21 protein-coding genes are annotated in these 22,531 nt (G+C 73.2%); 16 read left to right on the forward strand and 5 right to left on the reverse strand.

Annotated elements, in window-relative coordinates:
* Positions 1-140: 140 nt before the first annotated feature.
* Complete coding sequence (gene galU / locus ABD317_RS15365; RefSeq protein ID WP_027754631.1) at positions 141-1,049, reverse strand: UTP--glucose-1-phosphate uridylyltransferase GalU; 909 nt, start codon at positions 1,047-1,049, stop codon at positions 141-143.
* A 30-nt stretch (positions 1,050-1,079) separates the two neighbouring features.
* Between galU and ABD317_RS15370 the strand changes: the two genes are divergently transcribed.
* A complete protein-coding gene (locus ABD317_RS15370) occupies positions 1,080-2,192 on the forward strand; it encodes a 5-formyltetrahydrofolate cyclo-ligase (protein ID WP_344290541.1) in 1,113 nt (370 codons plus the stop codon).
* 12 nt (positions 2,193-2,204) lie between these two features.
* Here ABD317_RS15370 and ABD317_RS15375 read toward each other — a convergent pair whose 3' ends face one another.
* Positions 2,205-2,861 (reverse strand): TetR/AcrR family transcriptional regulator, encoded by a 657-nt coding sequence (locus tag ABD317_RS15375; RefSeq protein ID WP_344290542.1) that lies wholly within the window; start codon positions 2,859-2,861, stop codon positions 2,205-2,207.
* Between the two features lie 78 nt (positions 2,862-2,939).
* On the opposite strand from ABD317_RS15375, the gene ABD317_RS15380 reads away from it, so the two are divergent.
* The gene (locus tag ABD317_RS15380; protein ID WP_344290543.1) at positions 2,940-3,404 is read left to right on the forward strand and encodes an SCP2 sterol-binding domain-containing protein; all 465 of its coding nucleotides are present in this window, start codon (positions 2,940-2,942) and stop codon (positions 3,402-3,404) included.
* 41 nt (positions 3,405-3,445) lie between these two features.
* Here ABD317_RS15380 and ABD317_RS15385 read toward each other — a convergent pair whose 3' ends face one another.
* Positions 3,446-4,696 carry a PucR-like N-terminal domain-containing protein gene (locus tag ABD317_RS15385; RefSeq protein ID WP_344290544.1) on the reverse strand — a complete coding sequence of 417 codons (1,251 nt, stop codon included), beginning with the start codon at positions 4,694-4,696 and terminating at the stop codon, positions 3,446-3,448.
* A gap of 279 nt (positions 4,697-4,975) precedes the next feature.
* The gene (locus ABD317_RS15390; RefSeq protein WP_344290545.1) at positions 4,976-6,187 is read right to left on the reverse strand and encodes a PucR-like N-terminal domain-containing protein; all 1,212 of its coding nucleotides are present in this window, start codon (positions 6,185-6,187) and stop codon (positions 4,976-4,978) included.
* 625 nt (positions 6,188-6,812) lie between these two features.
* Here ABD317_RS15390 and ABD317_RS15395 point away from each other — a divergent pair.
* Both ABD317_RS15395 and ABD317_RS15400 read left to right on the forward strand, forming a co-directional pair.
* Positions 6,813-7,394 (forward strand): hypothetical protein, encoded by a 582-nt coding sequence (locus ABD317_RS15395; RefSeq protein WP_344290546.1) that lies wholly within the window; start codon positions 6,813-6,815, stop codon positions 7,392-7,394.
* Between the two features lie 122 nt (positions 7,395-7,516).
* On the forward strand, positions 7,517-9,055 hold the full coding sequence (locus tag ABD317_RS15400; protein WP_344290547.1) for a DUF6801 domain-containing protein: 1,539 nt from the start codon (positions 7,517-7,519) through the stop codon (positions 9,053-9,055).
* Between the two features lie 60 nt (positions 9,056-9,115).
* Here the strand turns inward: ABD317_RS15400 and ABD317_RS15405 are convergent, their stop codons facing one another.
* Complete coding sequence (locus ABD317_RS15405) at positions 9,116-9,760, reverse strand: hypothetical protein (protein ID WP_344290548.1); 645 nt, start codon at positions 9,758-9,760, stop codon at positions 9,116-9,118.
* A gap of 683 nt (positions 9,761-10,443) precedes the next feature.
* On the opposite strand from ABD317_RS15405, the gene ABD317_RS15410 reads away from it, so the two are divergent.
* The 12 genes from ABD317_RS15410 to ABD317_RS15465 all read left to right on the forward strand — a co-directional run bounded on the left by ABD317_RS15410 (position 10,444) and on the right by ABD317_RS15465 (position 22,406).
* On the forward strand, positions 10,444-11,463 hold the full coding sequence (locus ABD317_RS15410; RefSeq protein ID WP_344290549.1) for an ABC transporter ATP-binding protein: 1,020 nt from the start codon (positions 10,444-10,446) through the stop codon (positions 11,461-11,463).
* 128 nt (positions 11,464-11,591) lie between these two features.
* The gene (locus tag ABD317_RS15415) at positions 11,592-12,359 is read left to right on the forward strand and encodes an MlaE family ABC transporter permease (RefSeq protein WP_425582371.1); all 768 of its coding nucleotides are present in this window, start codon (positions 11,592-11,594) and stop codon (positions 12,357-12,359) included.
* A 99-nt stretch (positions 12,360-12,458) separates the two neighbouring features.
* Positions 12,459-13,265, forward strand: coding sequence for an MlaE family ABC transporter permease (locus tag ABD317_RS15420; protein WP_344290558.1), 807 nt, complete (start codon positions 12,459-12,461; stop codon positions 13,263-13,265).
* Positions 13,262-14,542, forward strand: coding sequence for an MCE family protein (locus ABD317_RS15425; RefSeq protein ID WP_344290551.1), 1,281 nt, complete (start codon positions 13,262-13,264; stop codon positions 14,540-14,542). Before ABD317_RS15420 ends, ABD317_RS15425 begins: the two co-directional genes overlap by 4 nt.
* Positions 14,539-15,570, forward strand: coding sequence for an MCE family protein (locus ABD317_RS15430; RefSeq protein ID WP_344290552.1), 1,032 nt, complete (start codon positions 14,539-14,541; stop codon positions 15,568-15,570). The genes ABD317_RS15425 and ABD317_RS15430 overlap by 4 nt, the downstream gene beginning before the upstream one ends.
* Positions 15,567-16,592 carry an MCE family protein gene (locus tag ABD317_RS15435; protein WP_344290553.1) on the forward strand — a complete coding sequence of 342 codons (1,026 nt, stop codon included), beginning with the start codon at positions 15,567-15,569 and terminating at the stop codon, positions 16,590-16,592. Before ABD317_RS15430 ends, ABD317_RS15435 begins: the two co-directional genes overlap by 4 nt.
* Positions 16,589-17,776 carry an MCE family protein gene (locus tag ABD317_RS15440; RefSeq protein WP_344290554.1) on the forward strand — a complete coding sequence of 396 codons (1,188 nt, stop codon included), beginning with the start codon at positions 16,589-16,591 and terminating at the stop codon, positions 17,774-17,776. Before ABD317_RS15435 ends, ABD317_RS15440 begins: the two co-directional genes overlap by 4 nt.
* Positions 17,773-19,218: an MlaD family protein gene (locus tag ABD317_RS15445; protein WP_344290555.1), complete on the forward strand. Its 1,446-nt coding sequence runs from the start codon at positions 17,773-17,775 to the stop codon at positions 19,216-19,218. The genes ABD317_RS15440 and ABD317_RS15445 overlap by 4 nt, the downstream gene beginning before the upstream one ends.
* Positions 19,215-20,480 (forward strand): MCE family protein, encoded by a 1,266-nt coding sequence (locus tag ABD317_RS15450; RefSeq protein ID WP_344290556.1) that lies wholly within the window; start codon positions 19,215-19,217, stop codon positions 20,478-20,480. Before ABD317_RS15445 ends, ABD317_RS15450 begins: the two co-directional genes overlap by 4 nt.
* Positions 20,477-21,019 (forward strand): hypothetical protein, encoded by a 543-nt coding sequence (locus ABD317_RS15455; protein WP_027754655.1) that lies wholly within the window; start codon positions 20,477-20,479, stop codon positions 21,017-21,019. The genes ABD317_RS15450 and ABD317_RS15455 overlap by 4 nt, the downstream gene beginning before the upstream one ends.
* The gene (locus ABD317_RS15460; RefSeq protein WP_344290557.1) at positions 21,016-21,819 is read left to right on the forward strand and encodes a nuclear transport factor 2 family protein; all 804 of its coding nucleotides are present in this window, start codon (positions 21,016-21,018) and stop codon (positions 21,817-21,819) included. The genes ABD317_RS15455 and ABD317_RS15460 overlap by 4 nt, the downstream gene beginning before the upstream one ends.
* A gap of 17 nt (positions 21,820-21,836) precedes the next feature.
* Complete coding sequence (locus ABD317_RS15465) at positions 21,837-22,406, forward strand: hypothetical protein (RefSeq protein ID WP_425582370.1); 570 nt, start codon at positions 21,837-21,839, stop codon at positions 22,404-22,406.
* Positions 22,407-22,531 lie beyond the last annotated feature (125 nt).

Here is a 22,531-nt window from a genome sequence, read left to right on the forward strand (position 1 = left end):
CTCCGCCGCGGCGCGCTCCCCGGCGGCGCGCTCCGCCGCGGCGCGCTCCTGCGCCCCGGCAGCGCCCTCACCTGCCGCGGCGGCGGCCTCCCGCTCCCGCTCCGGCTCGCCCGTCTCGGTCACCCCCTGCACGGCCCCGCTCAATCCGCCATCTCCTCCGCGACGTACTTCCGCAGCCACGCGCGCAGGTCGGCGCCGAGGTCCTCGCGCTCGCACGCGAGGCGGACGATGGCCCGCAGGTAGTCCCCGCGGTCGCCGGTGTCGTACCGCCGGCCCTTGAACACCACGCCGTACACCGGGCTCTGCAGCTCCTCGTCCGTGGCGAGCCGCTGCAGCGCGTCGGTGAGCTGGATCTCGTTCCCCCGGCCGGGCTCCGTCGTGCGCAGCACGTCGAAGACCGCGGGGTCGAGGACGTAGCGTCCGATGACGGCGTAGTTGCTGGGTGCGTCGGCGGGGGCGGGCTTCTCGACGAGGTCCGTGACGCGCACGACGTCGCTGTCGGCGGTGGTCTCCACCGCCGCGCAGCCGTAGAGGTGGACCTGCTCCGGGTCGACCTCCATCAGCGCGATGACGCTGCCGCCGTGGTCTGCCCGGGCGCGCACCATGCGGGCCAGCAGCGGGTCGCGCGGGTCGATGAGGTCGTCGCCGAGGAGGACGGCGAACGGCTGGTCGCCGACGTGCTCGGCGGCGCACAGCACCGCGTGGCCGAGGCCGCGCGGGTCGCCCTGGCGGACGTAGTGGATGTTGGCCAGGTCGTTGGACTCGGCGACCTTGGCCAGGCGCCCCTCGTCGCCCTTCTTACGGAGAGCCTCTTCCAGCTCGTGATTGCGGTCGAAGTGGTCTTCGAGCGGGCGCTTGTTCCGCCCGGTGATCATGAGGACGTCGGAGAGTCCGGCCGAGACGGCCTCCTCGACGACGTACTGGATCGCGGGCTTGTCGACCACGGGCAGCATCTCTTTCGGCGTCGCCTTGGTCGCCGGCAGGAAGCGGGTGCCGAGGCCGGCGGCCGGGATGACAGCCTTGGTGATCCGAGTACGCGAAGAATCCATGTTCAGCACCATAAGGGTAGGTACGGACAAGTGGGCAGCGACCAGGCCAGAAAGGCGGCGTTGCGCCGCACCCTACTCGCGGCGCGGGCCGCCGTGCCGCCGGGTGAGGCGGAGGCGGCGGCGCGTCGGCTGGCCCGGCGGGCGCTGGAGCTGCCGGAACTGACGGGGGCGCGGACGGTCGCGGCGTACGTGTCGGTGGGCCGCGAGCCGGGGACGCGGGAGCTGCTGGCGGAGCTGCGGGCGCGCGGGACGGCGGTGCTGCTGCCGGTGCTGCTGGCGGACGGCGACCTGGACTGGGCGGAGTGCGGCGGTCCGGACGCGCTGCGGGCCGCCGGCGGCACCGGTCCCGGAACCCCCGCCGTACCCCCGCGCCGCCTCGTCCTGCCCGCCGTACGCCCCGACCCCGCCCGGCTGCACCGCTACGCCGCCGTCTGCGGCTTCCCCGACGACGGCCGGCTCCCGGCCACGTACCCGCACGTCGTGGCCTTTCCGCTGGCCATGTCCCTGATGGCCGCCCGCGACTTCCCGTTCCCGCTGCTCGGGCTCGTCCACGTCGCCAACCGTGTCGAGCAGCTGCGCCCCGTCGACGCGGGCGCGCGGCTGACGTACGCCGTGGCGACGGGCCCGGCGCAGCCGCACCCCGGGGGCACCGCCTTCGCCGTCACCGCGCAGGCGCGGCTCGGCGGCGAGACGGTGTGGCGGTCGACGAGCACGTACCTGAGCCGCGGCCCCGGCACCGGCACGCGGACCGCCGGTCCGGGGACGGCGGACCTGACGGTCCCGTCGCGGCGGGAGAGCTGGCAGCTGCCGGGGTCGCTGGGCCGTTCGTACGCCGCCGCCTCCGGCGACCGCAACCCCATCCACCTGCACCCGCTGGCGGCCCGGCTGTTCGGCTTCCGGCGCGCGATCGCGCACGGCATGTGGACCAAGGCGCGCTGCCTGGCGGCGCTGGCGACCGAGCTGCCCGGGGCGTACGCGGTGGACGTGGCGTTCCGCGCGCCGGTGCTGCTGCCCACGACGGTCCGCTTCCGGGCGGAACGGGCAGGACAAGCGGAACACAGCGGCGACGCCTGGGCGTTCGACGTACGCGCCGCGGACGGCGCCCGCGAGCACCTGCGCGGCACCGTCGCGCCGCTGCCCTGAGGGCCGCGACGGTCAGGACGGTGGCGGCGGCGGTGGCGGTGTCCACGTTTCGCCGTCGAGCACGTTGCGCATGCCCACCCAGATCATGTTCATCAGCCGGCGCGTCATGCCGTCCGGCGACTCGGCGGGGTGCTCGGCCATCCAGTCCGTCAGCGAGTCCGCCGCGCCCACGATGGTGTGCGCGACGAACTCCGCGTCCTCGTCCCCCAGTCGGGCCGGCCCGCCGCTCTCCGCGATCCCGGCCCGTACCAGGTCGGTGACCTCCGCCATCACTGCCCGCCGCGCCTGCGCCGCCTCCGCGGCGATCGCCTCGCTCAGCTCGGCGGCGTGCCGGTGCAGCACGACCCACCCGTCGCGGTGCTCGGAGACGAACGAGAAGAACGCCCGCAGCCCCGCCCGCAGCCGCAGCTCCGGCGTGACCACGCCCTGCGCCGCGCCCTGGAACGCGGCCACCAGCCGCTCCGCCTCGCGCCGCAGGCAGGCGATGAACAGCCCCTCCTTGGACTCCAGATAGAGGTAGACCATCGGCTTGGAGATCCCGGCCAGCTCGGCGATCTCGTCCACGGAGGCCGCGTGGTAGCCGCGCTTGGAGAAGACCCGTACGGCCACGTCGATGATCTGCTGCTCCCGCACCTGCCGGGGGAGCCGCCGCCTGCGCTTTTCGGTCACAGTTGCGAGCTTATCGGCCTGCTCCTATATTTAACTCACGAGTAAGTCTACTGTCGAGTAAGAACGAGGGGTGTGGAGATGGCCGACGACACGACGGGACTCGCGGACCTGGACCTCGCCGCGGTGTCCCCCGAGGAGTACGCCCGCATCGTCAAGGCGCTCTCCGCGCGGGAGATCGAGGAGCTGGCCCGGGACGAGGCGCTGCGCGCCCGGGTCGTCGCCGAGGTCTTCGGGCGGATGGCGCAGCAGTTCCGGCCGGAGAAGGCCGGCGGGCTGGACGCGGTGATCCGGTGGCGGATCACCGGCGTGCGCGAGCTGGTGTACGACGTCGCCGTCGCCGAGGGCGCCTGCACCGTGCGCGAGGGGCGGGGCGAGGGGCGGCCGCGGGTGACGCTGGAGATGGGGGACGAGGAGTTCCTGAAGGTCACGTCCGGCAACGCCGGGCCCGTCAAGCTGTTCATGAAACGGAGGCTGAAGGTCGTCGGCGACGTGGCGCTCGCGCTCAGGCTGACCGCCATGTTCGACATCCCCCAGGCCGGCTGAGCGCCCCGGGCGGCGGCCCGCCGCCCCGGCCCGCCGCGTGTTCAGCGCGGCGGTTCCGCCCGCCCGCCGGCCGGCCCTCCGGCCGGCAGGTCCGCCTGGTCGCGCAGCCACAGCGCCCGCAGCGTCGCCTCCAGCGCGAAGCGCCGCTCCGGCTCGGAGAGCTGGGAGCCGAAGTGCTGCCCGAGCGAACGCATCCGGTAGCGCACCGTCTGCGGGTGCACGTGCAGCTGCTCGGCGATGCGTCCCGCCGTGCCCCGCGTGGTCAGCCACACCCGCAGCGTCTCCACCAGCCGCTCGCGCCGGCCGGCCGTCACGGCGGCCAGCGGCTCCAGCTGGCGGCCGGCCATCTGCTCCACCAGCGCGGGGTCCGTCAGCAGCCACAGGGTGAGCAGGTGGTCCTCGACCCGTACCGGCGACGGCGCGCGGATCGCGCCCGACTCGGCCATGTCGAGCGCCTGCCGCGCCCAGCGCAGCGAGTCCGCCGTCCTGTGCAGCGGCACGGTGAGCCCGACGGCCGCGCCCACCGGGCCCAGCGCGACGTGCAGCGCCTCGCGGCGCGTGTCGTCGAACGGGCCGGGGAAGAGCAGGTACGGGTGCGGCCCCGCGGTGTCGGCCAGGACGTCGTCGGGCAGCGCGGTCAGCGACGGGAACCGCTCGGCCGGCGCCAGCGCGGCCGGCGTCACCTCCTCCGGCAGCCGCCACCGCGCCTGCGCGGCGAGGTCCTCGACCGTGTGCCGCGGCACGGGCGGCTCGGCGACCAGCGTCCGCAGCAGCCGCCGGCGCAGGCTCTCCAGCCGCTCCGCCGAGTCGGCCTCCGCCTCCAGATAGCCCTGCCGGGCCAGCTCCGACAGCTCGTCGATGTACGCGAAGAGCGCGTCGGCGAAGGCGCTCATGACGTGTGCGGCGACGTGGTGGCGCTCCCCGACGCGCATCGCGCGCCGCCACGCGACCCGGCCGCCGATGCGGTACGCGGACTGCAGGGCGTCGAGGCTGCGCCCCTCCTGCGCCTCGTACCGGCCGAGTCTTCGGTGCACCTCGGCGAGGTGGGCGGCGCGCTTGCGCGGCGTGGCGACGCGGTCGGCGAAGGTGTCAAGCGACTGGGTGACGCCGAGCCGGATGGCCCGCTCGTACGCCTCGCCCTGCTGGAGCCCGTACTCGGGCACCGAGCGGCGGATCGCCGCCACGATCTCCCGGTAGAGGCCCGGTAATTCGGGACGGATCAGCGCGGCCAGCTCCCGCGGCAGCGGCTCGGGCGGCTCGGCCAGTGTCATCGCCGGCACGTCGGACGGCATACGTCTACCCCTCACGGCCGCCGGCGGGGGCTGGGACACCGACCCGGTGGGGGGTGCGCAAGTCAGGTGCCCTGCCGCACGGGGGCGCCGGCAGCTCACAGCTCGGATGGATGTCCGCGGGTGCCCGGCCGGCAGCGCACCGGAGACCGCGGTGTTGCGCGTGGCGTGTTCCGTTACCCGGAGGAACGGTGTAGCCCACACAGAGTGGACGCGGCACTACTCATCGGGCAAGCGCTTGTACGCATCTTTTGTACGCGGGTGACAGTTTTCGAGCGCGCCTCAGCCGTCGTCGCCGCGTTTCCGCAGGTGCAGCGTTCGCACCGCGACCTCCACCGCGAACCGCTCGTCGTGGTCGTCCAGCTGCGCGCCGAAGAGCCGGTGCAGGCTGCGCAGCCGGTAGCGCACGGTCTGCGGGTGCACGTGCAGCAGCCGCGCCATCCGCGCCGCCGTGCCCCGGGTCGTCAGCCACACCCGCAGCGTGTCGACCAGCCGGTCCCGGCGCACCGCCGTGTGCCCGGCGAGCGGCGCCAGCCGCCGGCGCGCCAGCTCCTCGGCCAGCGGCGGGTCGGCCAGGAGCCACAGCGTCACCAGGTGGTCGGCGCAGGCGAACACCGGCCTGTCCCGGATGAGTCCGGCCTCCGCGTGCGCGAGCGCCTGCCGCGCCCAGCGCAGCGAGTCCGCGGAGCCGCCGAGCGGCACGGTCACGCCGATCGCCGGCCGGGACCCGGCCCGCGCCGCGTCGAGCTCCGCCCGCCGCTCGCCGGTGAGGCGCCCGGGCAGCAGCAGGTGCGGCTGCGGGTCGGCGAGTTCGACGAGCACGTCGTCCGGGAGCGCCGCGGGGTCCGGGCCCCGCTCCCCGCCCAGCGCGACGGGCGTCGCCACCTCCGGCAGCGGCCAGCCGGCCCCGTCGGCCAGCTCGGTGACCGCGGGATGGGCCAGCGGCGTCGCGCCCCCGGCGAGCAGCAGCCGCAGCAGCCGCCGCCGGCGCGCCCCGTCGTCCTCGGGACCCGACTGCGCCTCCAGATAGCCCTCGCGGCACAGCTCCTCGGTCGCGTCGACGTGGGCGAAGACGGCGTCGGCGAACATCGCCATCAGGGTGGGGGAGATGTTGTAGCGGGACCCCACGGACTTCGCCCGGCGCAGCGCCACGCGGGCGCCGATACGCAGCGCAGAACGCAGATACTGGAAGCTGCGGCCCTCGTACGCCTCGAACCTGCCCAGCCTCCGGCACAGGTCGTCCTGGCGGCCCGCCGGGGAATCCGGATTCGCCACCCGCTCCACGAATGCGGAAAGATTCTGCTCGACGCTCTGCTGCAGCACCTCCCCGTACGGCCCGCCCAGCAACTCGTCGTATTCCGGAATAGCCCTGCTGATCTCCTGCGCTATTTCCGCCACGAGGCTGGGCAGTTCCGGCCGCATCACCGCGGCGAACTCCTGCGGCAGCGGCTCCGGCGGCTCGACGAGCCCGGCGGCGGGCCCTGCGTCCGGCATCTGCATGACTCCTCCACCCCGGGGCGGAGCCCGGTCGGCGGGGCTCCGGCGCCCAGCATGCGCGGCGGCGCGGGCGTCCGGGAGCGGAACGGGCGGGCTTGCGCACTCGGCGACAAACCCCGGCGGGGGGAGTGCTGCGCAACTGACAAGAAAACGCGCCGGGCCGTCCGCCGGGAGCCCGACGGGGCGATCGTCGACCCGGCCGCGCCCGGCCGGGCGGACCGCCGGTGGCCCGAGGGGATTCGGCCGGAATCCGTCGTTGCCGTGCGGTGGATCACCGCCGGGAACGGCCCGTGATTGCGCACTCGGCGACAAGTTCCGGCGGCGGGATACTGCACGGCTGACAAGAAAATACCCGGCCGTAACAAAGTTCCCCGATTCCCGGTCCGAAGTATTGCGTTCTCTTGTTACCCGTACGTAACGTACTCACCTGCAAGGCGCTGGTCGGGGCATCCGCCGAGGTCCGCAGGCCGGACCCGGATCGCTCCACGGTTTCGATTCGCCGCGCGTTGCCCGCTCCCCGGGAAGCGGACGGCGCGGTGGCGCAGAACCGTCACTTCAACTCACGAGGGGAATCGCAGTGCGAACACTCACGAGAAGCGCCGCAGTCGCAGCAACAGCCCTCATGGCGGCCGTCGGCTTCACCGTCAGCTCCGCCTCCGCGACCGCGCAGGCGACCTGGACGGTCTCTCCGGGCGGGCCGTTCACGGCCCACTCCGGGGACACCCAGCTGGAGGTGCCCAACGCCGTCCTTCTCTGCACCGACTCGGACGCCGCGGGGTCGCTCCAGAGCGGGTCGGGGCTGGACGGTGCGGGCATCGGCACCATCGACAGCCTGACGTTCACGAACTGCTCCGTGGCCGGAGTCGCGTTCGACGTCGACACGTCCTCGACGCCCTGGGACCTGAACGTCACCGGCGTCGACCCCGACAACCCCGACCGGGTACTGGGGTCGATCACCGGGATCATCGCGAACATCTCGGACTCGTCCGGCCTCTGCTCGGCGACGTTCGCCGGCCCCGGCGGAGCCACGGACGAGGGCACGGTCACCGGGTACTTCGACAACTCGACCAGCCAGCTCGTGGTGCAGGACGGTGACCTCACCGCCTACAACGCGAACTGCCTGGGCATCATCAACAACGGCGACCACGCCGCGTTCACCGGCACCTACGACGTCTCGCCGGCGCAGACCATCACGTTGGACTGACGCCCGGCCTGACGGCCCCGGCCCGCGGCCGGCCCGCGTGCCCGGTCGGGCGCGGGCCCGGGCCCACGGCGTTCCCGTACAGCAGCACGCCGGACTGACGTATCCACCGCAGAAGGAGTTCGATGAGTCCACGTACCGGGCGGCTCACCGTGATCGCATTCGGTGCGCTTGTCGCAGGACTGCTCCCGGCCTCCGGTTCGGCGGCCCAGGACGCGGCCGTCTCGGTCTCCGCCGCCTACGTGTGCGAGCCGGCCGGCGGCGGAGCCGTCGACACCACGGTCGAGTTCACGGGTTCCTTCCCGGCGTCCGTACGTTCCGGCGAGGCCATCCGCCCCGGTGACCTGACGATGTCGGCCACGCTGGGCGGGGAACTGCTGGACGGGCTGCCGGCCGAGGAGGGCGCCGCCGTTGCCGGGTCGGCGTCGGTGGCGATGGGCGTGGCCCAGGGGCAGGAGTCCGCCGACTACCCCTGGTCCGGCGTGACCGGGGAGCCGGCGGAGGTGGCGGCGGACGGCACGGCCACCGTGACGTTCTCGGGCGGGATGTCGTCCGCGACGCCCAGGGGCTCCGGGGACGTGGTCTTCACCCTCGGCCCGCTGACGCTGGAGCTGCAGGGCAGTCCGCCCGCCCCGGGCGACACCTCCGCGCCGCCCGCCGACCCGGCGTCCCCGCCGGACGACGCGGCTGACCCGGACGACCCGGCGGGTCCCGCCGCCGCGACCCTCACCTGCGTCGTGGCCGACGGCCAGGACGCCACCCTGGCCACTGTCGCCGGCCCGGACGAGTCCGGCACGCCGGGGGGCGGGGACAGCGGCGGCAGTGGTGACAGCGGTGCTGCCGGGCAGGGCACTTCGAGCGCCACCGGCACCCAGCCCGGCGGCGCGGGTCCCGGCGTGGAAACGGCTCCCGCGGACGAACCCGTCGAGACCGGTGAGGTCAAGCCGTGCCCTCCGGACCAGCCGCCGACGGCGGAGCTGGACCCCGACCGGCTGATCGAACCTCCCGAGGGCTCGACCGTCAGGGATCTGCCGGGCGTCTACACCTGCACGGCCGCGGCCGCCCTGGTGAACTCCAGGAAACTGAACGGCGCACTCATCGTCAATGATCCGCACGCGCCGACGCTCGACAGCGTGCGCGTGCTGCTGAACAAGCAGATGGTTTTCGGGCCGGACTTCTACAACGGCACCCGCAGCGTCGCGGAGTTCACGCTGCCCGACTCGAACGCGACTTTCCTGACCTTCGGGTTCGTGCCGGTGTCGGGAAAGGTCGAGTTCACGAACGGGCCGATGACGATCGTCACCGAGCAGTGGCGGTTCCCCGAGACCAACGAGACCACGGCGGGCTTCTACCAGTCCCTGCGGATCTACGACGTGAAGGTGAACGGGGTGCCGCTGGAGGTGGGCGACGACTGCCGCACGAGCAAGCCTGTCGATGTCGTACTCAAGGGAAAGTTTCCCGACTACCACGTCTTCAGCGGCGGCACATTGAAAGGCCTGGTGTCGGTGCCCCCGTTCTCCGGGTGCGGCACGGGCGGTGAAGACCTGGACCCCCTCTTCACGTCGGCTCTCTCCGGGCCGGGAAACTACGTCGAGCTGAACCAGTCGCCGCTGTGCACGATACCGTGCACGCCGGCCGTCCCCGAACTCCCCGCCCACGACTGAGCACGGCACTCGCCCGGGTCCCCTCCGCGAAGGAACCCGGGCGAGCCGTCGTGGCCGGGGTCAGTTCGCCGACGGCGCCTCCGCGGTGCCGAGGTCGAGGCTGATGGTGTTCCCCTCGCCCGGGATGATCGCGTTGATCACGGGGGTGGCGAGCAGGCAGTGCTCGAAGTCGGGAATCGTGTACTCGCCGCTGAGCGTGCCGCCCGTGAACGGGTTGAATCCCGGCTCCGAGGTGAGGGCTATCTCGGCGGGCACCTCGGTCTTGCAGCGGCTGCCCACCCAGATGGGTATTCCGGCCACCTTCAGCTCGGTGATCCGCAGCGTCAGCTTCGAGACCGTGTTGACCTCGCCGGTGGCGATGTCGATGGTGCCGGCGGTGGGCTCGGTCTCGATGAACTCGGTGGTCGCCGTGGCCGGGATCAGGTCGAGCGTCTTGAAGGAGCCGGTGGCCGGCGGCAGGTTCGTGTCGGCGCTGAGCGCACCGTTGGACAGGTCCACGGTGGTCTCCAGCGTGCCCGGGCCCAGTTCGAGGTCCGAGTCGGTGCCCGCGAGGTGCGTCGTGCCGGACAGCGGGTAGTTGAGCTGGACGGGCGCGGCGTTCGCCGTGCCCGAGGTGGCGACGGTGAAACCCGCCGCCGCGAGCAGCGCCACGACGCCGCGGCCCAGATTCCGCTGCCCTCTCGATAGTGTCAACCGTCTGGCCATCGAGAATCTCCTCAATGTCGTGTGGGGGAGCCCGGGTTGGGATATCGCCGACTGTCGGCGTGGGAATGCTACGCGCCGGTAATAAGGCTGGCAATGTGCCTGGTCCGGCGATCTCGGAATACGTTGCTTCATTGTCACGCGGTGAGAAATCAGGGCCGGCCGATGTGTTGCCGGGTGAGCAACGGTCCCGGCGGCCGGTGCGTTTGTCATCCGTTGATAAGGCGGCTCGGTGGATTGCTCAGCCGGCGACAAGAAAGTACCCGCTGGTAAGGAGCCGGTGACTTTCCCGGGCACGGCTATTGATTCCCCGGTTACCCGTGCGTAGCGTCTCTCCCCGCAGGTGCTCGTGCAGCCCGTCCCCCAGCAAGGCCGCACCGCAGAAGTCGTGTCCGCCGCAGCGCGGATCTCGTAGCGCAGAGGCCGCACCGGCTGCTGCAGGACCCCTCATGGAGTGATGCACGCATGTGCACGGCAGAACACGCGTGGCGCGGCGGCCGGGCCCGGCCCGCTCCTCTTTGCTCACTCGGAGACAAGGCCGCCGCCCGGGATTGTCATCTGTTGCCAGTCGTCGCCGGTGACCGGTGCCCGCGGCGGCCGGCTGTGCTGTGCTGTGCCCGCACCGGAGTTGACGGGACCGGCCGGGGTGTACACGGCCGCCACCGCACACCCGCCAGGGGGCTGTGATGGGAATCGAAGTGGTCGTCGACGGCCTGACGAAGTCCTTCGGCCGCCAGAACATCTGGCGGGACGTCACGCTGACGCTGCCGGCGGGCGAAGTCAGTGTGCTGCTCGGCCCCTCCGGCACCGGCAAGACCGTGTTCCTCAAGTCGCTGATCGGCCTGCTCAAGCCGGAGCGCGGGCACGTCCGCGTCGACGGCGTCGACATGGTCAACGACCGCGAGCGCGACGTCTTCGAGGCCCGCAAGAAGTTCGGGCTGATGTTCCAGGACGGTGCGCTGTTCGGCTCGATGAGCCTCTTCGACAACGTCGCGTTCCCGCTGCGCGAGCACACCCGCAAGAAGGAGTCCGAGATCCGCCGCATCGTCATGGAGCGGATGGACCTGGTCGGCCTCGGCGGCGCCGAGGGCAAGCTGCCCGGCGAGATCTCGGGCGGCATGCGCAAGCGGGCGGGGCTGGCCCGCGCGCTCGTCCTCGATCCGGAGATCGTGCTGTGCGACGAGCCGGACTCCGGTCTGGACCCGGTGCGCACGGCGTTCATCTCGCAGCTGCTCATCGACGTCAACGCGCAGATCGACGCGACGATGCTGATCGTCACGCACAACATCGACATCGCCTGCACCGTCCCGGACAACATCGGGATGCTCTTCCGCCGCAACCTCGTCACCTTCGGACCCCGCGAGGTACTGCTCACCAGCGAGGAGCCGGTGGTGTCGCAGTTCCTCAGCGGCAGCCGGCTCGGCCCCATCGGCATGTCGGAGGAGAAGGACGCGGCGACGCTCGCCGCCGAGGGCTTCGACGCCTCGGCGCCCGCCCGCGCCGGGGTGCGCGAGATCGTGCCGCAGCTCGAACCGTCGCCCGGGATGCCGCCGCGGCAGGCGGTGGACCGGCACCGGGAGCGGGTCCTCGGGATGCTGGCGCAGCTGCCGACGGCCGCGCGCAACGCGATCGTGGCGGGCATCGGGTCGTCGGTCGCGGAGGCGCGGACGCTGACCATGCCGGCGCTCCCGGAGGAGCGGCCGTGACCGCGACCCTGCCGCCCCCGCCCCCGCCGCAGCCCCCGGACCCGCCCGACCCGCCGGACCCCGGGCAGGACCCCGGCGGGGCGCCGGACGCCGCCGGGGGCGACGAGCGGGAGCGCCCGGCGTGGTCCGTGCCCGGCGCCGGGGCGCTGCGCGAGACGGGGAAGCTGTTCGCGCTGGCGCTGTCGGTCGCCCGGCTGACCTTCAAGCGGCCGTTCCAGTTCCGCGAGTTCGTCGAGCAGTTCTGGTTCATCGCCAGCGTGACGATCCTGCCCGCGGCCCTGGTGTCGATCCCCTTCGGCGCCGTGATCGCCCTCCAGGTCGGCTCGCTCACCCAGCAGTTCGGCGCCCAGTCCTTCACCGGCGGCGCCAGCGTCCTCGCCGTCATCCAGCAGGCGTCGCCGCTGATCGTGGCGCTGTTGATCTCCGGCGCCGCCGGCTCGGCGATCTGCGCCGACCTCGGCTCCCGGAAGATCCGCGAGGAGCTGGACGCCATGGAGGTCATGGGCGTCTCGCCGGTCCAGCGGCTCGTGGTGCCGCGGGTGCTGGCCACGATGGGCGTGGCGGTCCTCCTCAACGGCCTGGTGTCAGTCGTCGGGACGCTCGGCGGCTACTTCTTCAACGTCATCCTGCAGGGCGGCACCCCGGGCGCGTACCTCTCCAGCTTCTCCGCCCTCGCGCAGCTCCCCGACCTCTACATCAGCGAGATCAAGGCGCTGATCTTCGGCTTCATCGCCGGCATCGTCGCCGCCTACCGCGGCCTCAATCCCCGCGGCGGCCCGAAGGGCGTGGGCGACGCGGTCAACCAGTCCGTCGTCATCACCTTCCTGCTGCTGTTCTTCGTCAACACCATCCTGACGTCGATCTACTTGCAGGTCGTCCCCCCGAAGGGAGGCTGAGCGATGGCCCTGGACCAGAAGGAGCAGCGGGAACGGCAGGACGCCGCGGCCCGGGAGGAGCACGGCCCTGCCCCCCGGGGCCTCCGCCCCGGCCGGGTCCTGCGCCGCCCGCTCGCCTGGCTCGACCAGGCCGGCGACCAGCTCATCTTCTACGTACGCGCGCTGCTGTGGGCGCCGCGCGCCGCCCGCCGCTACCTCAAGGAGGTGCAGCGGCTGCTCGCCGAGGTGGCCTTCGGCAGCGGCGGCCTCGGCGTCATCGGCGGCACGATCGGCGTGATGTTCGCGATGACCCTGTTCACCGGCACGGTCGTCGGCCTCCAGGGCTACGCGGCGCTCAACCAGATCGGCACCGCCGCCTTCACCGGCTTCGTCTCCGCGTACTTCAACACCCGCGAGATCGCGCCGCTGGTCGCCGGTCTCGCGCTGTCCGCCACCGTCGGCGCCGGCTTCACCGCCCAGCTCGGCGCGATGCGCATCAACGAGGAGGTGGACGCGCTGGAGGGCATGGGCGTGCGCTCCATGCCCTACCTCGTCACCACCCGCATCCTCGCCGGGGTCGCGGCCATCATCCCGCTCTACGCGATCGGCCTGCTCAGCTCCTATCTCGCGTCGCGCGCCGTGACGGTCTTCTACAACGAGCAGGCCGCCGGCACCTACGACCACTACTTCAACCTCTTCCTCTCCCCGACCGACGTGCTCCTGTCGTTCATGAAAGTGCTGATCTTCAGCGTGATGGTGATCCTCGCGCATTGCTACTACGGCTTCCGCGCCACCGGCGGCCCCGCCGGCGTCGGCGTCGCCGTGGGGCGCTCGGTGCGTACCGCGATCGTGCTGATCGCCGTCACCGACTTCTTCCTCAGCCTGGCGATCTGGGGCACCACGACCACGGTGAAGGTGTCCGGATGAGCGGCGCGGCCGAGACCACGAGACGCCGGCTGGGGGGCCTGGTGTTCCTGCTCGTGCTGGCCCTGCTGGTGTGGCTGTCGGTGGCCGTCTACCACAAGGAGTTCACCGACACCGCGACCGTCACGGTCGAGACCGGCAGCGTCGGCAACGAGATGCACCCGTACGCCGAGGTGAAGATGCGCGGCGTCGTCGTCGGCGAGGTGCGGGAGATCTCCGCCGAGGACGGCGGGCGGACCGCGAAGCTGACCCTCGCCCTCAAGCCCGGGCAGCTGGACCGGATACCCGCCGACGTCTCCGCCCGGATGCTGCCCACCACCCTCTTCGGCGAGCGGTTCGTCTCCCTCGTCCCGTCCGGGGACCCGGCGGCCGGGACCCTCGACGAGGGCAGCGTCATCCCGCAGGACCGCAGCGAGAACGCCATCGAGCTGGAGCAGGTGCTCGACAACGTGCTGCCGCTGCTCACCGCCGTCAAGCCGGACAAGCTGTCCGCCACCCTCACCGCGATGGCCGACGCCCTCGACGGCCGCGGCGAGAAGCTCGGCGACACGCTCGTGGAGCTGGACGCGCACCTGAAGAAGCTCAACCCGCACCTGCCGACGCTCAACCGCGACATCCGCGAACTCGTCGAGTTCGGCCACCTGTACGCGGACGCCGCCCCCGACCTGATCAACGCGCTGCGGGACGCGACGACGACCAGCGGCACCCTCGCCGCCAAGCGGGAGGACCTGGGCACCCTGTACGGCACGACGACGATCACGGCCCAGGACCTCCGCACCTTCCTGCGGCAGAACGAGGAGAACATCATCCGGCTGTCCGCCGACAGCCGCCCCACGGTGGAGAAGCTCGCCGCGTACGCGCCGTCGTTCCCCTGCACGCTCCGCACGCTCGCCGACTTCGTGCCCGTCATGGACAAGGCGCTCGGCAAGGGCACCGACCGGCCCGGCCTGCACGTCGACGTCGAGGTGGTGCCGCAGCGCGGCAAGTACGTGCCCGGCCGGGACACCCCGCGCTTCGACGCCGGCGGCGGCCCGCGGTGCTACGGCGTCCCGTACACCGGGCAGCCCGCCCGCGACGGCGCCGCGGCCGGCCGCCCGCAGTCCGCGAAGACCCTCGCCACCGACGGCGACGGCCTCGGACTGCCCAACTCGCCCGCGGAGAACCAGCTGGTCAACGAACTCCTCGCGGCCGGTGCGGAAAACCCGCCGGCCGACCTGCCCGACTGGTCCAGCGTGCTCGCCGGCCCCGTCTTCCGCGGCACGGAGGTGCGGCTCAAGTGAACAGGAGAAGCCTCGCCGGTCCTCTGATCAAGTCCCTCGTCTTCATCGCGGTCACCGCGCTCGCCACCACCGCGCTCGCCTTCTCCATCGCCAACACCGGCGTCGGCCCCACCGACGGCTACAGCGCCCGGTTCACCGACGTCACCGGGCTCGTCGAGGGCGACAGCGTGCGCGTCGCGGGCGTGAAGGTCGGCGAGGTCGAGTCCATCGAGCTGAGCGGGCGGCGGTACGCGAAGGTGGAGTTCACCGTACGGGAGGGGCGCGAGCTGCCCGCCTCCGTCGGCGCCTCGGTCAAGTACCTCAACATGGTCGGCCAGCGCTACGTCGACCTGGAACAGGGCGAGGGCCCGGTCGGCGCGACCCTCGCGCCCGGCGCCACGATCCCGCTGGAGCGCACCCGCCCCGCGCTCGACCTCACCCAGCTCTTCAACGGCTTCCAGCCGCTGTTCCAGGGGTTGTCGCCGCAGGACACCAACAAGCTCGCGAACGAGATCGTCCAGGTGCTGCAGGGCCAGGGCGGGACGGTCGACAGCCTCGTCGAGACGGTCGGCTCGCTGACCACCACGCTGGCGCGGAAGGACAAGGTGATCGGCGAGGTCATCGACAACCTCACCGAGGTGGTGGAGACCGTCAACACCCGCGAACAGGACTTCAACGACCTGCTGGTCACCCTCCAGGACCTGGTGTCCGGCTTCGCCGACGACCGCGAGCCGCTGTTCCGCGCCGTCGACGCCATGGGCGACCTGACGACCAGCACCGCCGGCCTGGTACGGGACGGCCGCGCCCCGCTGAAGGAGGACATCCGCCAGCTCGGCCGCGTCTCGGAGCGGCTGGCGGACAACGCGCCGATGGTGGCGGACTTCCTCGAACAGACGCCGGTGAAGATGGCGACGCTGGGGCGGCTGGCCTCGTACGGGTCCTGGTTCAACCTCTACCTCTGCGAGGCGCAGGTGTCCGGCGTGAGTACGTACGACGGCAGCGAGCCCCCGACCGGGATCTCCGTGACCCAGCCGAGGTGCGAGCGATGAGACGGCCCGTCCTGAAACCCGTACGCGAACGCAACCCCGTCGCGGTGGCGCTGGTCGGCCTGCTGGTCCTCGCCCTGGGCGGGCTCGTGGCGTACCGCGCCGAGGCGCTGCCCGGCATCGGCGGCGGCACCACCTACACCGCCCACTTCTCCGAGGCCGCCGGGCTGCGCTCCGGCGACGAGGTGCGGGTCGCGGGCGTGAAGGTGGGCGAGGTCGACGACGTGGCACTCGACGGGCCCCGGGTCGCCGTCGACTTCACCGTCCGCGACGCCTGGATCGGCGACCGGTCCACCGCCGCCATCGCCATCGAGACGCTGCTGGGCGACAAGTACCTGGCCGTCGACCCGCTCGGCGACGCCCGGCAGGACGCGGGCCAGCCCATCCCCGTCGCCCGCACCACGTCCCCGTACGACGTCACCCAGGCCTTCCAGGACCTGTCCTCGACCGTCGACGAGCTGGACACCGAGGCCCTCTCCGAGAGCTTCCAGGTGCTGTCGGAGACGTTCGAGGACACCCCGCCGAACGTGCGCAAGGCGGCGACCGGCCTGTCCGACCTGTCGCGGACGATCTCCTCCCGGGACGCGGAGCTGGCCCGGCTGCTCTCCGGCAGCAACGAGATCGCCGAGACGCTGAAGGACCAGAACGAGACGTTCGAGACGCTCCTCAAGGACGGCAACGACCTGCTCGCCGAGGTACGCGCCCGGCGCGACGCCATCCACGCCCTCTTCACCGGCACCCGCGACCTGGCGAGGGAACTCGACGGGCTGGTCGAGGACAACGAGAAGCAGCTCGGCCCGACGCTCGACGCCCTCGACCGGATCACCGACGTGCTCCAGGACAACGAGAAGAACCTCGACAAGGCGCTGGCCACCGCCGGTCCGTACTACCGGCTGGTCGGCAACACCCTCGGCAACGGGCGGTGGTTCGACAGCTACCTGTGCGGGCTGGTGCCCAAGGAGTACGCGCCGGACGTCGTGCCGGACGCCGGGTGCAAGCCGCCCAAGCCGAAGGGGAGCCGATGAGGATGCTGCCGGGAAGGGGAGCGGCCCGCCGGCTCCGCGCCGCCGCGGGCCGGCTGGGCGGCCGCCGGGCGGTCGCGCTGCTGGCGGCTGCACTGCTGGCGGTGGCGCTGCTGGCGGCCGCGGGCACCTGGGGCGTACGGGCGCTCACGGGCCCCGAAGGCAAGAAGGTCACCGCCTACTTCGACTCCGGCGTTGGCCTCTACGGCGGCTCCGACCTCCGGGTCCTGGGCGTCAAGGTCGGCACCGTGGACTCCGTCGACCCCGAGGGCGACCGGGTGCGGGTCGAGCTGACCCTCGACGACGACGTGAAGGCGCCCGCGGACGCCCGCGCCGCGGTCATCGCGCCGAGCGTCGTCTCCGGCCGCTACGTGCAGCTCAGCCCCGCCTACACCGGCGGGCCCGAACTGGCCGACGGCGACGAGATCCCCGTCGAGCGGACCGCAACCCCGGTCGAGATCGACGAGCTGTACGCCTCCCTCACCGACCTCAGCGACGCCCTCGGCCCCGAGGGCGCCAACGCCGAAGGGGAGCTGAACCGGCTGATCGGCACCGGCGCCCGCAACCTCCAGGGCAACGGCAAGGCGATCGGCGACAGCATCGACCGGTTCGGCGACGCCACCCAGACGCTCTCCGGCCGCAGCGACGACCTCTTCGGCACGATCCGCAACCTGCAGTCCTTCACCTCGATGCTGAAGCGCAACGACCGGCAGGTGCGCGACGCCGAACGGCAGCTCGCCGACGTCGGCACCTTCCTCGCCGAGGACAAGGACGAACTCGCCGCGGCGCTGCGGGAGCTGGGCCGGGCGCTCGGCGAGGTCGAGGGGTTCATCAAGGACAACCGCGGCCGGATCAAGGAGAACGTCGGCAAGCTCGCCTCGCTCACCCGCACGCTCGTCGACAACCGCGCCTCGCTCGCCGAGGTGCTCGACACCGCGCCGCTGGCGACGGACAACCTGCTCAACGCCTACAACCCCGGCAAGCGCACCATCGACGGCCGCGGCAACCTCAACGAGCTGAGCATGGGCGGCACCCCGGACGCCGAGGCGGCGTACCTCGGGGGCGCCGGCACCGGCACCGAGGGGCTGGTCCCCGCGCCCGCGGAGCGGCGCGGCGAGCTGCCCGGGCTGCCGCTGCCCGCCGTCGGCGACGTCTACGGAACGCCGGAGCAGGGAGGCGGCCGATGAGGTGGCACATCAAGCCGGTCGTGGGGATCGCCGCCACCGCGCTCGTCCTCGCCTCCCCGTTCGCGCTGATGGAGGTCTACGAGAGCGCCGACGTCGAGTTCACCGGCATCCAGGACCTGCCGCTGCCCGGCGGCGCCGACCTCGGCGACCACCCGTACGAGGTCACCGCCGAGTTCGAGGACGTGCTGAGCCTCGTGCCGCAGTCCGCGGTGCGGGTCAACGACGTGGCCGTCGGCCGGGTCACCGACATCGAGGTGGCCGACGACGGGTGGACCGCGATGGTCACCATGAAGGTCAACGGCGACGTGCGGCTGCCGGTCGGCGCGTACGCCCGTATCGAGCAGTCGAGCCTCCTGGGCGAGAAGTACGTCCAACTCCTCGCCCCGCCCGAGAAGAAGCAGGTCGACGCGCAGCCGGCGGGCGACCTCGGCAGCGCCCCCGGCGACGTGACCACGGCGGTACTCGCCGACCCCGACGAGGCGGAGAAGCCCGACATCCCGCTGGCGCGCACCAACCGCAACCCGGAGGTCGAGGAGGTCTTCGGCGCCCTGTCCATGCTCCTCAACGGCGGCGGCATCGAGCAGCTGCGCACCATCAGCCGGGAGCTGAACAAGGCGCTGGACGGCAACGAGGCCCAGGTCCGCTCCGTGCTGAAACGCGTCGACACCCTGATGACCAGCCTCGATGACAACAAGGACGGCATCACCGACGCCCTCGACAGCCTCAACCGGCTGTCCGCCACCCTCGCCTCCCGCAAGACCGGGATCGGCACCGTGCTCGAAGACCTCAGCCCCGGCATGAAGGTGCTGGAGGAGCAGCGCGGCGCGCTGGTCACCATGCTGCGCTCCCTCGACCGGCTCTCCGACGTCGCGGTCGGGACCATCGACGCCAGCAGGGAGGACATGGTCGCCGACCTGAAGGCGCTGGGCCCGGTGCTGAAGAACCTCGCCGACGCCGGGCAGGCGCTGCCGAAGTCGCTGGAGGTGCTGTTCACGTACCCCTTCACCGACGAGGTGCTGAACGGCGTCAAGGGCGACTACCTCAACATCTACCTCGCGGTGGCCGCGCCCCGCGGCACGGAGGTCATCCCGCCGCTCACCGAGGACCCCCTGCCCCACTCCGGCGACCCGGGCGGCGCCGCCGCCCCCGGCACCGCCCTGTCGCTGCCGCTCCCGCTGCCGTCCGTGACGCCCGCGCCGCCCGGGGACGGGCCGACGCCGGCACCGGACCCCCGTGACCCGGCGCCGGGCGACACGGGGTCCGCGTCGCCCGGCGGGGGCGCCCCGTCGGACGGCGACAGCGGCAGCGGCAGCGGTGACGGCGGTGGTGACGGCGACGGCACGCCGTCGGGGTCGTCGCCCGGCGGCAGCCCGGCCGGCACCCGGCCGCCGGAGGCGCCCGCGGCCTCCGGCAGCGAGGAACCCGGAGGTGAGACCCGGTGATCACCAGGTCCGTCATCGCCAAGAACATCGTGTTCGCCGTCGTCGCCGTGCTCGTCGTCGGATACGTCGGGGTGCGCTACGCCGACCTCGGCCGGTACGTCGGCATGCGCGACCACTACACGGTGCGCGTCGAACTCGCCGAGACCGGCGGGCTGTTCACCCACGCGGAGGTCACCTACCGGGGCGTGTCCGTCGGCCGCGTCGGGCCGATCGAGCTGACCGGCACGGGCGTCGAGGCCGAGCTGCGGATACGGGAGTCCGCCCCGCCGATCCCCGCCGACCTGACCGCCGAGGTCGCCAACTACTCCGCCGTCGGCGAGCAGTACATCGACCTCAAGCCCGCCGCCGACTCCGGCCCGTACCTGGCGGACGGCGCGGTCGTCGGCCGGCAGCACACCTCCACCCCCGCGCCCGTCACCAACCTCCTCACCAGCGTCGACTCCTTCGCCACCTCCGTCGACACCGGCCAGCTGCGCACCGTCGTCGACGAACTCGGCGACGCCTTCGCCGGGCAGGGCGAGAACCTGCAGCGGCTCCTCGACACCGGCAGCGAGTTCGTCCGCGCCACCGACGAGGCGCTGCCGTACAGCACCCGTCTCATGATCGACGGCGAGACCGTGCTGCGCACCCAGAACGAGTCCGGCGAGGCGCTCAAGGAGTTCGCGGCCGGCGCCGAGGAGCTGACCGCGCAACTGGAGCGCTCCGACGGCGACCTGCGCCGCGTCATCGAGGCCGGGCCGGGCGCGGCGAGCCAGGTCACCGGGCTGCTGCGGGACCTCGACCCGAGCCTGAGCGTGCTGCTCGCGAACCTGCTGACCACCTCGGACATCGCGGTCACCCGGCAGGACGGCCTGGAGCAGCTGCTCGTCCAGCTGCCGCAGGTGGCCGCCGCCGGCTCCACCGCCATCACCTCAGAAGGCGCGCGCTTCGGCCTGGCGCTGAGCTTCTTCGACCCGCTGCCCTGCACCCGGGGGTACGGCTCCACGGCGTACCGCAACGGGCTCAAGACCAGCCCCGCCGGCTTCAACACCGCCGCCCGCTGCACCGCCCCGGCGGCCGGCGGCACGGGCGTCCGCGGCTCCGCGCACTCCCCGGGCGGCGGCGAGGTGTCGAAGCCGGCCCGGCCGGGGTCCGGCCTCGCCGACGACCGGCCCGGCACCCGCGCCGCGCCCGGCGCCCTGCCCGGTGCGCTCGGCCTCCCGTCGGTCGGCGACGGGCCCCGCGACATGGCCGGGCTCCTCGGCCTTGAGGAGGCACGATGAGCACGCGGCCGTCGTACGCCCCGCGGGCGCCGCGGCGCCGGACGCCGGCCGTCGTGCTCGTCACCGCGCTGGTCCTGGCCTTCGCGGGCTTCTCCGCCTGGCGCTACGCCGATGCCGCGACCCGCGACGACCTGGACTTCGGCCGCGAGCGCGACCGCGTCCTCGCCGCCGCACAGGCCCACGTCGGGACGCTCAACAGCATCGACGCCGCCGATCCGGACGCCGGCCTGACGCGCTGGCTGGACGCCACCACCGGCCCCCTCCACGAGGACCTGCGCCGGTCGCGGGCCGCGAGCGCGGAGACGTTCGAGCGCTCCGGCGTCACGGCCCGCGCCACGGTCACGGAGGCCGCCGTCACGGAGCTGGACACCCGGGCGGGCACGGCGAAGGCGCTGGCCACGCTGCGGGTGGAGCGGCGCGGCGGGGCGGACGGCGCGGGCACCGACCGCAAGCGGTTCGAGGCGGGCCTGGAGCGGACGGGGGACGGCTGGAAGATCGCGTCCCTGACCGCGATCACCGTGGAGGGGAGCGGCACATGAGCCGGGAGAGCGGGACGGGTGTCGCGGTCGACGGCGACGGGCGCGGACGGGAGCCGGCGGAGCCGGCGGGACCGGAGAGGCCCGTGGATACGGCGGACCCGAAGGAGCCCGCGGAGCCGGCCGCGCCGGAGGCGTCGGCCGGGCCGGCCGGGTCGGCGGAACCCGCCGGACCATCCGATCCCGCGGAACCCGCCGACCTCGCGGAGCCCGCCGAACGCGCCGAGTCCACCGGCCCCGCACCCGTCGCACCCGCGGAGTCCGCCGGGACGGACCGTACCGGCCGCAAGCCCCCCGCGGGTGCCCCGCGCCGCTGGCGGGCCGGGGGCGTCGCGGTGCTCGTCCTGCTGCTCCTCGCCGGCACCGGTCTCCTCGTCCAGGCCGCCCGCCTCAACGGCGACGACGCGCTGGCGAACCGGGCGCTCACCGACGCCTCCGCCACCGCCGCCGTCGCCGGCGACGTCAGCAGCGCCCTCAGCAAGGTGTTCTCGTACTCGCCGGAGGACCCCGGCGTCACCGCCAGGGACGCCGACGAACTCCTCGCCGGCCGGGCGCGCGAGCAGTACCGGCAGCTCTTCGACCGGATCCGGGAGCGCGTGGTGGCCCAGGAGCTGACGCTGACGACCCACGTCGTACGCGCCGGGGTGATCCGGCTCGACGGCGACGACGCCGCGCTGCTCGTCCTCCTCGACCAGGTCACCGAGCGCAGGGGCGAGGACCCGACGACCGTCGGCGCGCAGCTGTCCGTGACCGCGGAGCGGCAGGACGGGCGCTGGCGCATCACCGATCTGAAGTCCCGCTAGCGGAAGGGCGGACCGACGTGAGCCTGAGGAAGAACCCCCTGCTGGCGATGGCCCTCGTGGCGGCCGCGCTGGCCGCCGTGCTCGCGGCGTGGGCCGGTACCTCCTGGTACGCCGCCGCGCACGACGACGCCGCGGACTTCGCCGCCTCCCGGGACGACGCGCTGGCCGCCGCCCGGCAGGCCGTGACGAACCTCAACACCCTCGACCACCGCGAGATCGACGAGGGGCTGGACCGCTGGGAGGCCTCCGCCACCGGCGAACTCCTCGCCCAGCTGCGGAAGGGCCGCGAGGGGTTCGAGAAGGAGGTGCGCGAGGCCGGGACCGTGACGACGGCCGAGGTCCTGTCGGCCGCGCTGACCGAGCTGGACGACCGGGCCGGGCGGGCCGACGTGCTGGTCGCCGTCCGCATCACGGTCACGGCGCCCGGGGAGAAGCCGCAGGCCAAGGAGAGCCGGATGCTCGGCGAGGTCACCCGCACCGGCGACGGCTGGAAGCTCAGCGCACTCGGGCAGGCGCCGGCGGGCGACTCCGCGGGCGGGGACGCCGGCGAGAGCCGGGGCGGCCAGGCCGGCGACGGCGGACAGTGAACTTCCGGAGAGGACCGCACAGATGTCGACCACCCGCCACCTGATCACCCGGCGCCGGCGCACCGCGCCGCCCGCCGACGAGTCTGCCCCGGCCGCGGGCCGCCCGGCTCCGGCCGCCGGACGGG

The organism is Streptomyces synnematoformans (assembly GCF_039531005.1).
Classification (GTDB): Bacteria; Actinomycetota; Actinomycetes; order Streptomycetales; family Streptomycetaceae; genus Streptomyces; species Streptomyces synnematoformans.